This window comes from Salinivibrio sp. IB868 (assembly GCF_001995655.1).
Lineage (GTDB): Bacteria > Pseudomonadota > Gammaproteobacteria > Enterobacterales > Vibrionaceae > Salinivibrio > Salinivibrio siamensis.
Genome location: NZ_MUEW01000001.1, coordinates 255,032 through 268,898 on the forward strand (window position 1 = coordinate 255,032; position 13,867 = coordinate 268,898).

Here is a 13,867-nt window from a genome sequence, read left to right on the forward strand (position 1 = left end):
ACAGCGTGCTGCGCGTGGGACTAGGGGCTATCGCGCAGCGCTTCACAATAGGCGACCAAATCTTCCGCGGCCCAGTGGCTCGCCACATTACGAGCGGTGAGAGCAGCATCAACCCGCCCTTCGCTGACCACCTCAAACCAATGGCTGAGCATAGCCGCAAAACCTTTGCTCGCTTGCATACCCGTCCAATCTGGCAAGGTAAGCTGTGTGGTGACGTTGTCTTGCATGCGCGCACCGCGGGTAAAGCCATCAAAGAAATAGCACTCGTTACGATAGGCCGCCGCAATGGTTTCTTTGGTGACCCCATACTGGCGGTTCATGCTGGCCTCAAACAAGCTATTGTCGCGGTGCCAACGCACGTCTAAGCGGCCTAGCAAGCCTTCGCTAAATTGAGCAAACACGTCCAAATCATCAATATTGATGTCACCATGAACGTTTATACTATCGAGTGGATGAATGAAATCATCAAAAATAAAACGACGCGGTGCATCGGGCAGCGCATGACGGTGTTTTTCCCAACGCAGCGATAAAAGGGGTGTGCCCAGTTCGTCTTCGGGGCGCTGGCCATTGAGATGGGTGTTGAGCAAAGGCAAATAACGCCGGTTAAAGCCTGCAAACAAGGGGGTTTGCTGTTGTTCTGCCAAGTTGAATAAGGCTTCAACCTCCGCGCCTGATGGGGCGACAGGTTTATCGACAAACACCGGCACACCTGCTTGCAAGCAGGTACGAATCAAGGCCGCATGCGAGTCGGTGGCGCTGTGGATCATCACTCCATCCACCCCTAATGCTAAGCATTGTTGAATATCACTTGCGGTCTCACTCACTCGGTATTGCGTGGCGAGCGTCGCCAGCTTAGCGTCATCACGGCTGCACAATACCCATTCGAGCCCTGGCCAATTGACCATCAATGGCAAGTAGGCTTTTTGCGCAATGTCCCCTAACCCGATCGATGCGATTTTCATGCCTTCTCCTTACATCGTGCGCTCCCGCGGGCTAAGTCCGCGCTGGAAGTCGCCAGCAGAAATCAGTACTCTAGCCGCATTCTACACAGTGTAAATCGTTATGAATATTTTAATCTCTTGGTTTTCTCAGGCGGGTGCGTGGTTAACGCCATGGCTCAGTGATATTGCAGTGGCAATTGTGGCGTCACTGTTGGTGGTATTTGGCAATGATATTAATCGGACGCTACGCCGTTTATTGACCGGTCATCATTTTATCGTTCGCACTCTGGTATTTGTGGCGATCAATGCCTTTGGTTACGGCGCTTTTATCATTACCGTCTCTCCGTGGCTGGCGCGACAAATGCGCGGATGGCCAGATCATTGGCTCTTTGCCGGTTTGGTCGCCACCTTTGTTTTTATTGGAATGTGGGCGCAACGCCAGCGACAGATCTAGTCTTCGTCCATAACACTCATTCACACCCCCAGCGCGCACTTAGGCGGATGTGAGAGCCCGCATTCATGCTCGTGGTTGGCGAATAGTCACCCAGTTGATCCAATCAAGCAATCCACCCGCAGCCTGTGAGCGTATTGGAGGGAAAAAGGAGATAGGTATGCAACGCGGATTAATGTGGTTTCGCCACGATCTTCGAATACATGATAACCCTGCACTCGCCAATTTAGCCTCGAGCTGCGATCAGCTGACCTGCGTGTTTGTGATTGACCCGAGCTGGTATCGTGCGGATCACTTTCAAAGTAAGCACCTCGGTGCCCCGCGGGAAGCGTTTTTGTGGCAAAGCCTAACCGAACTGCATCGCGCCCTGGATGCGATGGGGCAAAAATTGATTATTCGCACCGGCAAGCCGCTAGAGGTGGTGGCAAATCTGTGTATGGATCATGAGTTTGACCTTATTGGCGTCACCGACCACCCAGGGACACGTGAGCGTCACCAGGTTGATACGCTGGTTGAGCGCTTTCCGCAGCGGGTGGTTGTCTCGGATGCTCACACCTTGTTTACCCAGCATCAGCTGCCGTTTGACTTACCTGAGATCCCGACGACCTTTACTCAATTCCGTAAAGCGGTGGAAAAGCGCGGGATCAAACCACGCTTGCCGTTACCAGTACCTGAGTCATTGCCAGCCCCCATCACAGCGATTAAGTCCGACCCAGCGCCCCTATCTGATCGCCGAATAGCCCCTTATCAAGGCGGTGAAATCGCCGGGCGTGCGCAACTGAATCATTACTTATGGGATACCCATCGTATTCAGCGCTATAAAGAAACGCGCAACGGCCTTGATGGTTGGGATTTCTCGTCACGCTTATCGGCTTGGCTCGCAAACGGCAGTTTGTCCGTACGCTGGGTCGCCGCAGAGCTCGATCGATATGAGCGCAATGTTGAAAAAAACGAGTCAACCTATTGGCTATATTTTGAGCTGTTGTGGCGCGAATATTTCCAATGGATGCTGTATCACTATGGTGCCCGCTTTTTTGCGTTCAAAGGCATTGCCAACAAACGGCCACTCACCACTTTTTATGCCGAAGCCTTTATGGCATGGCGTGAAGGCACGACGTCCTTTCCTATTGTCAATGCGGCGATGCGCCAGCTTAAACAAACCGGATGGCTCTCGAATCGCAGTCGTCAATTGGTGGCCAGCTGCTTAGTCCATGAGTTAGGTGTTGATTGGCGCTATGGCGCAGCATACTTTGAGCAGCAACTGATTGATTTTGATGTAGCGGCTAATTATGGCAATTGGCAATACTTAGCAGGCGTTGGTGCCGATCCGCGCGGCAGCCGCCGGTTTAACCTCGACAAACAAGCCGCGCAATATGACCCCGATGGGACGTTTGTTAATACTTGGGTGGGAACACACGAATCATCCGAACTAAAGTGACCTTATCAAACCATCACTTTAGCCCTCGGCGGCTGGCACAGCCGTCGGCTCATATTGAGCGACTAACTGAATCACACGCTCACTGACCCGCCTTGAAAACAGTAATGCAATGTGGGTCACCGAGTACAGATCGTGACTGGTCATGCCCTCGATTTTGGTTTCTTCGACCAGCACAGTGCCATCGCAGACTTGGTTCTTTAACAACAGCGCCGCGGGTCCCCAGGGGCAATCGCCGGCAAGGCTATGTAACGGCGGAAGATTCTTCCAAGGCCTGACCTTGTCAGGGATAAGCATGTCTTCGCTACGTTGAAACAACCAGCCGCCCCACCCCAGATCGCCAAAAATACTTGCTAACTTAGCGCCTTGATGCGGCGTGCCCAAAGTGATCACCGCGCGAACATCGAGAGGCGGTCTATCACACCGCTTTGTGCTCTGTTCCAAGTAACGGCGAATAATGAGTCCGCCCATCGAATGGCCAATCAAGATCGCTGGCTGGTCGCCAACAAACGCATCGATTTTGGCGGTGATACCCTCTAGGTCCGGATTGAGCGTATTATACGAAACATTCAGCACCTGGTGCCCATGTTTTTCTAAGCGCTCGCACAGCGGAATCAAAAAAACACCGTGCATGTATAACCCATGAAGAGTGACTATTTTCATCCCGCCTCCCATTAGCCGCTGCGTTCAGCATACCAATATATGTCCCTTTCTGCCCATAGGTGGTTGATACAACCGAGGGCTTGCATCACAACAACGAGGACGCGTTAACAAAAAAACGCCCCACAAAAAGTGAGGCGTTGATGATGTAAGGAGGACGCGCATAGCGGCTTATGCGTAGCGCCTAATTAGAAAATCAGGTGAGCAATCCCTGCGATAACAGGCAGAGTGACTAGCGTACGTAAAATAAAGATCACGAACAGCTCCCACAGCTTGACTGGGATTTTGCTTCCCAGTAATAAGGCACCCACTTCCGAGATATAAATCAACTGGGTCACCGATACCGTAGCAATCACAAAACGGGTCATTTCACTGTCGATTTCTGCGGCTAAAATGGCAGGAATAAACATGTCTGCAAAACCAATCACCATGGTCTCAGAGGCTTTCACCGCATCAGGGATATGCAATAGTTCAAGCAGTGGCACAAAGGGCGCCCCTAGGATGCTAAACACATCGGTGTACTCAGCGACCATCAACGCCGCCGTACCAATTGCCATCACAACTGGCAACACACCTAACACCATATCGACGGCGTTTTGTACGCCTTCTTTTAGCACACTGCTTACCGAGCGAATTTTCTCGGCACGTGTCAGAGCACAGTGCAGTCCATAGCTCAGCGTATTGTGGCCAGCCGGTAGGACTTCATCATTGGTTTCACGCTCAGAGTTATCGATAAGCGCATCTTTTTTCCAGCTCAGAGGAGGAAGACGAGGAACGATGATCGCCGCCGCAATCCCAGCTAAACAGACGGTGAGATAGAACCAAGCAAACATGTGCATCAAGTCGACTTGCGCTATCACCACCAAACTAAAGCTGATTGAAACCGCAGAGAACGTCGTGCCAACCACTGCCGCTTCACGCTGGGTATAAAAACCTTGCTCATATTGTTTACTGGTCATCAAGATACCGACGCTGCCATCGCCCAACCAAGAGGCAGCACAGTCGACCGCAGAGCGCCCCGGCAGACCGAATAACGGACGCATTACCTTGGTGAAAATAGCACCAAGCAGCTCGAGCAAGCCGAAACTTGTCAGTAGCGGCAGTAATAGACCAGCGAAAATAAACACGGATAACAAGGTAGGCAATAGCTCATTGAGCACAAAGGCCCCCGTTGTTTCACCCATGATGACTGACGAGCCAAAACCATAAAACGCCATTACGATGAAGGCGGCACCGAAAACACGGGTGACAAGCCACACCGGAGAGACATTAAACAAACCATTAAGAAAGCCATTTCGCATGATAACGGCAGGCTTGGTCAGCGTAACCAACACTGAAACGACGGCACTCAACACCACTAAGGCAGTGACGACCGCTGTTGCACTGTTACCTAGTAAGTCCAAGACACTGCTCGCCATTACCGCAATCGGGATGGTGACGCTGTCACCGAAACTGACTGGCGTCATAAAAAGGAACAACCCCAATAATGATGGGATTGCGAACATCAGAATATTTCTCATCGAAGGTGACTTCGTAGAGAGAGTGTCAGTTTTTTGCATACGTCTGAATCCTGAATTTTTATTTATCTCACCGCGAGCATCAACGCCTTTGCTGATTAATTATTCACTCACTGTGACTAACTGGCATGCAGATTATCGAATCATACACAGGATGTAAATAACTATTTAGTCATAAATACTGAATAAATACACCCTAAAAGCAGATTACACATGCCTACTGGTGGTTTTATAGTTCAACAAACCATCTTTTGTGAAAAGTTTGTTACACCGTTTTATTGACCAAGATCAGATTCTGTTACTCACTTGTAGGGAATGAGGCGGGTTAGCTCACAGAATACGCTTAATATTCAAGCGTCCAACGCCAGCATCGTTGCCAAACGCTAGTTAACCAATTTTAAAGTCAATGCGCGCATATTCTTTGATCAACCAATCGCCAAAGTCATTGAGGAGGGTCATGACAGCACGTTTTTTTACCGGTTTGCGCTCTAGCAGGATAAAAAGTCGCTCAATCGCCATTTTTTTATCCGGGTAGTGTTTAATAAAAGCATCCGCACACTCGTTGAGTGATTCACTCCACTGCGCTTCTTTATGAAGTACCAAACCAAATGCACCGCGTATCAGGGTGTCTGCAATCGCTTGTGCGGTATTGAGCTGAGTGTTCCATGTGGTAGCGGCGGTGATTTTTTGTTTGGCACGCGCGAGTTTGTCAGAGATATCTGGATTCATCGCCTTCGCCACCTCCCAGCTGGCTTCAAACAAACCAAAACTAACCGATAAGTCTTGGCCATAGAGGCAAATGGCTCTGTGTTTAAAAAAGAATCCCCAGTGAAAGACTTGTGAGAGATCTCTAACATGTGACACGGTCACGATATCGATATGGCAATCACTGATCACCTTGCTATGACTGGTTTTTAATCGCCATAGCAAGGTGTTTAATGCGTTCGATTGATCAAGCGTCAGGGCGTGTTGGCACACCACAGTCAGCGATAGCACGCTGTCTTTCACCACGGCTCGCCGCCAAACAATATCTCCACTCACGTAGACGCTGTGAAGCCGCTTGCCGAGCAAGCCACGTAGTTGCTTCACCGCTTTAATCATCACGGGGATAAATTCAGATTGAAACGGGGCACGCCGGTCGGGCTCCGGTAAATAAGCGTTTCTGGATTGCAACTGAGTCACGACTTTCACACAGGTTTGAGTACGCGCGCTATTGTTGGTCATCTGCATAAACAAATCAACGCTCTAACTGTGGGTCTGCTTTTATTTTAGCCGGAGGTTGTCTATTTGACCATGAGAGCCGTCGGTTGAGAGGACAAACACGGATACGCTTTAGATACCTCTTTGTGCAGGTCAACCGATACGGCGCGGCTGAGATACCCCTTACAGCATGGTATAATGCGCATACATACAGACAACGAGAGCTTACCATGACGCAAGAGAATCAACTCAGCTTGGAGACCGTGCTAGAGATCGCGTTCGAGATTTTTGCCGAAACGGCCCCAGACAACTTGGAGTTCGACGATTTAATGCTCTATGAATCACGCTTTGAAGAAGAAGGGGGCGCTGTGGTGGTTGAGGTAAACAATGATTGGCCAGAGCATGTGGGAGCGGATGTTGACTTATCTCAGTGTGCCGAGGTGCAAATGGGTATAGCTGGCGCTGAGGTGCTAGATGAAGTCTTTGTTCGTATGCTCATCAGCCGAGACCCAGATAATAAATTCTGTCATTTATTGTGGAAGCGCAGCCCAACACAGATCCACTAGCCCTGCCCCACAGAATAACGGCAGCGATAGGTGCTGCCGTTGTGGATGCGAACTGGCGCTGACTTCATTGGATAATACCGGTTGAATGATTACAGTACGGTCACTGAGTCCGCGTCATCATGGGCGTGAGCGCGATAACTGATGACCAGTCCCAAGCTTGCCAGCGTCGCCAATGTCAGCATGATTACCCCTAATGATAATTGGCTAGCCACACCGAAACTACTGGCGACGAGTGTTACCAGCCCTGCCAATAGATTTTGCGCGCCGCCAAGAATTGCCCCTGCCGTGCCAGCATGGTAAGGAAAAGGACTAATCGCTCCTGTACTGGCTGCCGGAAAGAGAATACCTGCACCAGCAAAATAGACACAGCCGCCACCCACTAACGCATAGAGTGAAACATCACCGAGCATACCGGGTAATCCTATGATGCCTGCCCCCAACAACGCTAAGACACTGCCCAATGTCAGGGTGGGATAATACCCCATACTTTCGGAAAGCCGGCTCGACAACCCTGACCCGACTAAGTATGCCGGCAGAGGGACAACAAACAGCAAACTGATCACACTCGGAGACAACGCTAACGCATCTGACATGATCACACCTGCCGCCGCCTCGAATAAAGATACACCGGAAAAAACGGTAATTAAGCACAGCAAATACCCTTTAAATTGATGTGATCGCATAACATGACGATAGCGCGCACCAAAATGACCAGGTTGGCGTAAATCGGCAGGCAAAGTCTCGCTAAACCGCCAAGCCATGACTGTATAAACCAAGACACCGAGTAACAATAAAAAGAAGTAGCTGGCACGCCAATGTAGGGCCTCGGTTAACCCTCCTCCTAGAAGCGGAGCCACTAAGGGAGAAAAGATCAGTCCCATACTAACTAGGCTATTGGCGCGGTGCAGTTTGGCCCCGGAAAAACAATCTCGGGTTAAGGTGCGCGCCATGGCGCCGCCGCAGCCAATGCCCGCGCCTTGAACCATACTGCCCAGTAAAAATACGGCAAAGGAGGTGGCCAACAAGGTGATAGCCGTCCCGACTAAAAACAATGCCAACCCAAACAAAATAACCGGCTTACGACCGATGCGATCGGAGACAGGGCCATAGACAAACTGCGATAAACCATAAGGAATAAGATAACAAGCCATCACCGCTTGTAACCAAGCGGGTGATACAGCGAAGTCGTCTGCCATTGCACCGATGGATGGGACATACATGGTTTGGGTCATTTGCCCAACAGCCGCTAATAGAACGATCAATAGCAATAGCTTGCCCATAGGCATTGCCGAGGACATACCAGCACTCCTAAAAATAATTATGCGAAAATAAGTAAGAAATAGGTATCGAGGTTGAGGGTAAAGGCCTAGCCCACCTAGCCACCTAATGATAGACAGGCGAATGATAGGCTTTAAGAGAGAGTGTGGCAATCAGAGTTGAGAATAACGATCCCGATTCTTTATTATATTAAAGATTAGTTTTTCTAATCCTAAAGCCAGCGTCGGACACGAGCTACATAAGCGTCAAAATCATCTGGCCATTGGCGTGATAAACGGGCTTCTTCAGCAGGAATAAATGTGGCGGATAGGTAGGCCATAAAAGCGGGAATCATCCCCCAGCACCATAGCGCATTAAAATAAAGCCCAGCTGCGGCGATAATGAGTACCAACGCCAGATACATAGGGTTGCGGGTATAGCGATAGATCCCAGTCGTCACCAGCGCTGAGGGCATTTGCAGCGGATCAAGCGTGGTGTGATGGCGATGAAACGCCCATTTAGCGGCGGCTAATAACCCCACGGCTAACCCCAGAGGCAAGGCAGCCCACATCGGGGCACCCAGTACCAGCGAAAAAGGAAAGAAATGGCTCAGTGATAAACCAATTGCAATCGCAATGAGCATCGCCACGGGAGGCAATGGGGGAAAGAGATAATGCCATGTTTGCACACGCATGACTCGTCCTTGAGCAATGACTGATATAATGGCAATAATGTAGCGAATATAGACAGTGATTGTCACTGCCTGGCTGGCAAATTAGCCAATTTTTAGCGACGAATGTTTAATCTTGCTCAATATTGAGACGGTGCTTACCATGCTCAATCTTTGCCTTAAGATAGTTACGGTTGCCGTCTTTAAGGTGGGCTTTGGTGCCAATCACTTCTTTGAGGGTAACCCCTGCCGCTTGCAGCTCTTCAATCTTTTTGGGGTTATTGGTGATCAAGCGAATACAGTGAGCGTCTAACGCTTTTAGCATCTGCGCCGCTTCGGCAAAATCACGCAAATCATCCGCAAACCCCAAATGGTTGTTCGCTTCATACGTCGTCATCCCTTCGCTTTGTAACTTGTAGGCATCCAGCTTGTTATACAGCCCTATCCCCCGCCCTTCTTGGCGCAAATAAAGAATAATACCGCCATCTTCACCCATCTTTTGGATGGTCTCTTCAAGCTGCTCGCCACAATCGCATCGAGAGGAATGGAAAACATCACCGGTTAAACACTCGGAATGCATGCGAACCAAAGGCGGATCGGCTTTCTTATCGGCTTGTTGGAAAATTAGCGCGACGTGCTCTTGCTCAGACTCTAAACCATGGAAGGAAAGGATCTCTGCTGGGATCTGGCTTCCCACCCCGACTTTCAACGGCACTCGGGCCCTAACTTTAACCATTCTGCGTCTATCTCTTACTGCTGATACCCGATTGAGGGCGCTAACATTACTACACCCACATCAGTATGCCAATTCAAAAATGTTATATTATAACATTTATCGGGAGGATGCGATAAAATCGTATTGGGAGGTATCTGTCACCTTGTCTCTATCCTCATCACTGCAAACGCCGTACCACCGCAGCCGGATTGCCAGCCACAATAGAAAAAGGTTCGATATCCGTATCAACCACTGATCCGGCTTCAATCACTACCCCTTCACCGATTGCCGTGCCTGCTTTTATCACGGTATTTCCCTCGATGATAACGTTATTACCGATGATGACATCCTGAGAGGACTCACATTCACCGCGGGCAATGTCTAGCGGTAATACGCGATGACGCGTGGTATAGATCCCAACGTTGGGGCCAATACTCACGTTATCGCCAATACTGACATGCGCCCCGTCTAAAATGGTGCAATTTGGACCGACGCTAACATTGTTGCCAAGATGAATATTCATCCCGTAATGGCAAAAGAAAGGCGCGTCAATTTCAACGTTATCGCCAACACGGGCGAATAGCTTGGTGGTTACCACCGCTAAACTGGCCGCATCTTCAGGATCGAGCCGGTTAAACTGTTGGCAAAGTCGGCGCGCGGCATATCGAAACAAAGTCAGCTCTTCATCCGCAGGACAATAAGGCAAGCCACGTTGCATTTTTTCAAATTCTGTCATCGGCTCTACCCTTGATGCGGCATTCTTACTGACGTTGGCTCAAAGCTAGGGTTATCTACAGTCGACATAGAAACCAGCGAGTCACCGTATTCACGTAAGAATTGGTTCCCCAGCGAGACCCCTAGCTGATAATCGGCTTCCAATGCCTCCGGCTTACTCAGTAAGGCACTACTTTGCAACGGAGCGCTTGGCGCAATTTGCACTATCTGAGCACGCGCAGGCGGTGACGCCAAAAATTGCAGTTCACTTTGATAGCTTTGATAATGCGTCGTCAGCATCTTAAGCATTTCGGTGTTTAGCGGCTTGCCGGATAAAGACTGGAGCCGATAAATCGTGTCGCCACCAAAAAGCCAACGACCACCATTTTGCATCGCTTTCTCTTTCATACTGTCGCGCACACGATTAACCAATTGCTCGCGGCTGGACTTATAGCGATCTGACAGTTCACCGATTTGCTTACTGAGCTCTTTCTGGAAGGTTTCAAAGCGTGCGAGTCGATATTTGGACTCAAAGTTTGATAAATAGTCGGAGAGCTTAAATTGCGGCCTCTTCGCCTCAAAGCGTTCGCGTAGTGTTTCAAGAAAGCGCCGGTTTTCATCATCACGTTTATCTTGTTCAACCACTGGCTCAGTGCGAACCACGACGATAATATCCGCCCCGCGCGCAAACGCTTCTTTTGCCGGGATCGCCGCTGTTACCCCACCGTCCACATAACGGTGCTCACCGATGTTCACCGGGTGCGGATAAAGCAGCGGAATCGCACAGGTCGCTTTCAGGGCATCTGGCCAGGTGTCTTCTGTCAGTGAGAAGAAGGCTGGTTGCAGCGTATCTGTGTCAGTCGCGCATGCATAAGCATAACGGTTTTGCAGATGGTGCCGCGCCGCTTCCATATCCAGAGCCGTTTCTTTACCAGGTAACGCCGTGTCTAACGCCCAATCCAAGTCCATGTAATGCTGCCGGCGAACATACTTCATTAAATGGAAGAAACGCTCCTGCGTGGTGAGTTGGGTAATAAAGCGGTAACCATATTGGTACTGTTGGCAGACATAGGCACTCATATTGAGCGCCCCCGCCGATGTACCAAAATAAAGCTCAAAGGGGTCAAATCGGTGGGTTAAAAACGCATCCAGCACACCGGCTGTAAAAATACCTCGTTGTCCGCCCCCTTGAAGCACAAGGGCTATGCGCTGCGGCCGCGCGTGAGTCCCGCTCTGTGCGCCAGCGGTCAGCGCGTTGTCGGTCAACACCGTGGGCTGCACGGCTTGATTGGTTTCTACCACGTTCGCCCCTTACCATCACATTTAGCGTTATGCTTATGTTTTATTGACTATTTTTAATTAGCTAAGTCTCACAGTTTAACGCGTCGTGTGACACTGTGCTAGCACTACCGTGCCGTGGCATCGTCATCAAACCGGAAGCCGCCGAACCAAGTGTTGTCTATGCCATTACCGCCACGGCGGCAAACGTAAAAATAAGGCCGAGTGCGCAGGCAGTCGTGACCAGTGCATAAGTGAGTGTCGTATTCATGATGTCCTCCTAGGTGATAACGCTGCTATAACAAGTATAAACCACATTTAGTGTGCGTCTTTGTTGTCTAAAATTCTGCTAATGAGATCATGTTTTCTGGCGCTGTGGCACGCGTTCAACACGTCTTGGCGTTGTTTTTTTCATCAATTGACGAGCGAACAAAAATAACCATTAATCACCACTTATTGATAATTATAATAGTTTTTATCACTACATAAGGTTAACAAAACATGATTTATATCTACCTCACTCTACCAATAGCAGGTTAACCCCCATTTTTTTGCTAACTTGTTGGTTTTATGGCTATTGATTTAGCCTCACGCTGTGCTTAATGTGCAATGACTGCCCGCTTTAGATAAAAAATTCAACATTCGGGCAACAGGAAGTTAAAAATCAATATTGCGGGAATGTGCTATTTCTTTCATATCGGCCAAAAAACGCAGCCTCACAACACTGCATATTTGGATGGGCGTAAAGAAAGGCGATTCGCAAAGGAGTAAGTAGATATGAAAAGAGAACAATGGGGCTCACGCGCTGGGTTTATCCTGGCTGCCGTGGGGTCAGCAGTCGGCCTAGGGAATATTTGGCGCTTCCCTTACATGGCCTATGAGAACGGTGGCGGTGCCTTTTTTATTCCATACCTTTTCGCCATGCTCACCGCGGGTATTCCATTTATGATTATGGAATTTGGGCTAGGGAAAAAACTGCGCGGCTCATCGCCCGTGGTGTTTTCTAAGCTCAATACCAAATTTGAATGGCTGGGGTGGTTTCAAGTTTTAATCGCGGCAACCATCGGGATTTACTACGTCGCCGTTATTGGCTGGGCCATTTCATACTTTGGCTTTTCGTTTGGCCAAGATTGGGGCACAGACACCAACGCCTTCTTCTTCTCCGATTACCTAAAATTGGGGGAAAACTCTCCCACCAGCTTGGGTGATTGGCAGTGGCACATCGCGATTCCAATGATCATTGCTTGGGCCATCACCTATGCAGCCGTTTTCCGTGGCGTAAAAGGCGGCATCGAAAAAGCCAGCAAAATCATGATGCCTTTGCTGTTTATCATGGTGTTGTTACTCATTGGCCGTGTGGTGATGTTGCCAGGGGCACTGGATGGTTTGAACTATCTGTTCTCGCCTGACTTTAGCAAATTGGCCGATGCCAGTGTGTGGTCCGCCGCTTATGGGCAGATCTTCTTCACGCTGTCGGTGGGCTTCGCCATCATGCTTGCTTATTCTAGCTACTTGCCAGAAAAGTCCGACGTCAACAACAATGCTTTGATGACGGTATTGATCAACTGTGGCTTCTCAATTGTTGCCGGCGTGCTGATCTTCTCGATTCTTGGCTATATGGCGGCGGAACAAAGCAAAGGGATCACCGATGTCGTCAGCGGGGGCGTTGGCCTAGCGTTTGTCACGCTACCTGCTGCGATTAATTTGCTCCCTATCCCTTATATTCTTGGTCCATTGTTCTTCCTCGCATTGGTTGTTGCTGGCTTGAGTTCGCACATTTCCATCATTGAAGCCGTGACGTCGTCAATTATGGATAAGCTCAATGTGACTCGTCAAAAAGCGGCGACAGCCGTATGTGGTGTGGGCTTTGTCGTATCAATGGCGTTCGCTACCAACGGCGGTCTATTGCTGCTTGACTTGGTTGATTACTTTGTTAACAACGTTGCACTGCTCACAAGCTGTTTGCTTGAACTGCTGCTGGTCGGCTGGCTAGTTAAACTGTCAGACATCCGTCAGTATGTTAACCGTGTCTCTGAATTCAGCGTGGGTCAGTGGATGGAAATTTGTATCCGCTTTATCAGCCCCATTATGCTGGCGGTGATCTTGGTGAAAAACCTGATTGACACCTTCAACGAAGGCTACGGCGGTTACGCACAATTCGAATTACTGACCCTGGGTTGGGGCTTGGTCGCTGCCATGCTGGTGGTTGGTATTATCGTTAATAGCACCACGACCCCTGCTCGCGATATGGAGACAGACGCATGACAACAGGCGCAATCATCATGATGCTTATCGGCTTTGCCGTCACTTGGGGTGGCGCGGCCTTGTGTATTCGCAAAGCGATGCACAGCAATAGCGAATAGCTCGTCACGGTTCATAACACACTGTGATGTCAACCAAAGCCCTCTTAATGGAGGGCTTTGTCTTTTTCACGATCTCGCGTCGTCAAGCGATGAACTATCT

At 49.6% G+C, this 13,867-nt stretch carries 14 protein-coding genes; 5 read left to right on the top strand and 9 right to left on the bottom strand.

Annotated features, from left to right (window positions below):
* Positions 1–20 precede the first annotated feature (20 nt).
* Positions 21–962: a Gfo/Idh/MocA family oxidoreductase gene (locus tag BZG20_RS01090; protein WP_046073278.1), complete on the bottom strand. Its 942-nt coding sequence runs from the start codon at positions 960–962 to the stop codon at positions 21–23.
* A gap of 100 nt (positions 963–1,062) precedes the next feature.
* Here BZG20_RS01090 and BZG20_RS01095 point away from each other — a divergent pair, with 100 nt between their 5' ends.
* Complete coding sequence (locus tag BZG20_RS01095; RefSeq protein ID WP_046073279.1) at positions 1,063–1,395, top strand: DUF3392 domain-containing protein; 333 nt, start codon at positions 1,063–1,065, stop codon at positions 1,393–1,395.
* A 157-nt stretch (positions 1,396–1,552) separates the two neighbouring features.
* The gene (locus BZG20_RS01100) at positions 1,553–2,830 is read left to right on the top strand and encodes a DASH family cryptochrome (protein WP_046073280.1); all 1,278 of its coding nucleotides are present in this window, start codon (positions 1,553–1,555) and stop codon (positions 2,828–2,830) included.
* 18 nt (positions 2,831–2,848) lie between these two features.
* On the opposite strand, the gene BZG20_RS01105 is transcribed toward BZG20_RS01100, so the two are convergent.
* From BZG20_RS01105 to BZG20_RS01115, 3 genes are all read right to left on the bottom strand, one after another.
* Positions 2,849–3,490 carry an alpha/beta fold hydrolase gene (locus tag BZG20_RS01105; protein ID WP_077577835.1) on the bottom strand — a complete coding sequence of 214 codons (642 nt, stop codon included), beginning with the start codon at positions 3,488–3,490 and terminating at the stop codon, positions 2,849–2,851.
* A 185-nt stretch (positions 3,491–3,675) separates the two neighbouring features.
* A complete protein-coding gene (locus BZG20_RS01110; protein WP_241828633.1) occupies positions 3,676–5,046 on the bottom strand; it encodes a YjiH family protein in 1,371 nt (456 codons plus the stop codon).
* A gap of 345 nt (positions 5,047–5,391) precedes the next feature.
* Complete coding sequence (locus tag BZG20_RS01115) at positions 5,392–6,228, bottom strand: hypothetical protein (protein ID WP_131825336.1); 837 nt, start codon at positions 6,226–6,228, stop codon at positions 5,392–5,394.
* Between the two features lie 206 nt (positions 6,229–6,434).
* On the opposite strand from BZG20_RS01115, the gene BZG20_RS01120 reads away from it, so the two are divergent.
* A complete protein-coding gene (locus BZG20_RS01120; RefSeq protein ID WP_046073283.1) occupies positions 6,435–6,770 on the top strand; it encodes a DUF440 family protein in 336 nt (111 codons plus the stop codon).
* Positions 6,771–6,859: 89 nt separating this feature from the next.
* Here the strand turns inward: BZG20_RS01120 and emrD are convergent, their stop codons facing one another.
* The 5 genes from emrD to BZG20_RS01145 form a co-directional block, all read right to left on the bottom strand.
* On the bottom strand, positions 6,860–8,068 hold the full coding sequence (emrD, locus tag BZG20_RS01125; protein WP_077577838.1) for a multidrug efflux MFS transporter EmrD: 1,209 nt from the start codon (positions 8,066–8,068) through the stop codon (positions 6,860–6,862).
* 191 nt (positions 8,069–8,259) lie between these two features.
* Positions 8,260–8,721, bottom strand: coding sequence for an isoprenylcysteine carboxylmethyltransferase family protein (locus BZG20_RS01130; protein ID WP_046073285.1), 462 nt, complete (start codon positions 8,719–8,721; stop codon positions 8,260–8,262).
* Positions 8,722–8,827: 106 nt separating this feature from the next.
* Positions 8,828–9,433 (bottom strand): GTP cyclohydrolase II, encoded by a 606-nt coding sequence (gene ribA, locus BZG20_RS01135; protein WP_046073286.1) that lies wholly within the window; start codon positions 9,431–9,433, stop codon positions 8,828–8,830.
* A gap of 157 nt (positions 9,434–9,590) precedes the next feature.
* Positions 9,591–10,148, bottom strand: a complete 558-nt coding sequence (locus BZG20_RS01140) for a sugar O-acetyltransferase (protein ID WP_077577839.1) — start codon at positions 10,146–10,148, stop codon at positions 9,591–9,593.
* 5 nt (positions 10,149–10,153) lie between these two features.
* Complete coding sequence (locus tag BZG20_RS01145; RefSeq protein WP_241828631.1) at positions 10,154–11,428, bottom strand: patatin family protein; 1,275 nt, start codon at positions 11,426–11,428, stop codon at positions 10,154–10,156.
* A gap of 753 nt (positions 11,429–12,181) precedes the next feature.
* Here BZG20_RS01145 and BZG20_RS01150 point away from each other — a divergent pair.
* Positions 12,182–13,669 (top strand): sodium-dependent transporter, encoded by a 1,488-nt coding sequence (locus BZG20_RS01150; protein ID WP_046073288.1) that lies wholly within the window; start codon positions 12,182–12,184, stop codon positions 13,667–13,669.
* Positions 13,666–13,767, top strand: a complete 102-nt coding sequence (locus tag BZG20_RS15885; RefSeq protein WP_100297978.1) for a MetS family NSS transporter small subunit — start codon at positions 13,666–13,668, stop codon at positions 13,765–13,767. Before BZG20_RS01150 ends, BZG20_RS15885 begins: the two co-directional genes overlap by 4 nt.
* The last annotated feature ends 100 nt before the right edge of the window (positions 13,768–13,867 follow it).

Bases quoted from the DNA above. Each gene is read 5' to 3' on its own strand.
- BZG20_RS01090 (WP_046073278.1), bottom strand. From the start codon at position 962: ATGAAAATCGCATCGATCGGGTTAGGGGACATTGCGCAAAAAGCCTAC.
- BZG20_RS01095 (WP_046073279.1), top strand. From the start codon at position 1,063: ATGAATATTTTAATCTCTTGGTTTTCTCAGGCGGGTGCGTGGTTAACG.
- BZG20_RS01100 (WP_046073280.1), top strand. From the start codon at position 1,553: ATGCAACGCGGATTAATGTGGTTTCGCCACGATCTTCGAATACATGAT.
- BZG20_RS01105 (WP_077577835.1), bottom strand. From the start codon at position 3,490: ATGAAAATAGTCACTCTTCATGGGTTATACATGCACGGTGTTTTTTTG.
- BZG20_RS01110 (WP_241828633.1), bottom strand. From the start codon at position 5,046: ATGCAAAAAACTGACACTCTCTCTACGAAGTCACCTTCGATGAGAAAT.
- BZG20_RS01115 (WP_131825336.1), bottom strand. From the start codon at position 6,228: ATGACCAACAATAGCGCGCGTACTCAAACCTGTGTGAAAGTCGTGACT.
- BZG20_RS01120 (WP_046073283.1), top strand. From the start codon at position 6,435: ATGACGCAAGAGAATCAACTCAGCTTGGAGACCGTGCTAGAGATCGCG.
- emrD (WP_077577838.1), bottom strand. From the start codon at position 8,068: ATGTCCTCGGCAATGCCTATGGGCAAGCTATTGCTATTGATCGTTCTA.
- BZG20_RS01130 (WP_046073285.1), bottom strand. From the start codon at position 8,721: ATGCGTGTGCAAACATGGCATTATCTCTTTCCCCCATTGCCTCCCGTG.
- ribA (WP_046073286.1), bottom strand. From the start codon at position 9,433: ATGGTTAAAGTTAGGGCCCGAGTGCCGTTGAAAGTCGGGGTGGGAAGC.
- BZG20_RS01140 (WP_077577839.1), bottom strand. From the start codon at position 10,148: ATGACAGAATTTGAAAAAATGCAACGTGGCTTGCCTTATTGTCCTGCG.
- BZG20_RS01150 (WP_046073288.1), top strand. From the start codon at position 12,182: ATGAAAAGAGAACAATGGGGCTCACGCGCTGGGTTTATCCTGGCTGCC.
- BZG20_RS15885 (WP_100297978.1), top strand. From the start codon at position 13,666: ATGACAACAGGCGCAATCATCATGATGCTTATCGGCTTTGCCGTCACT.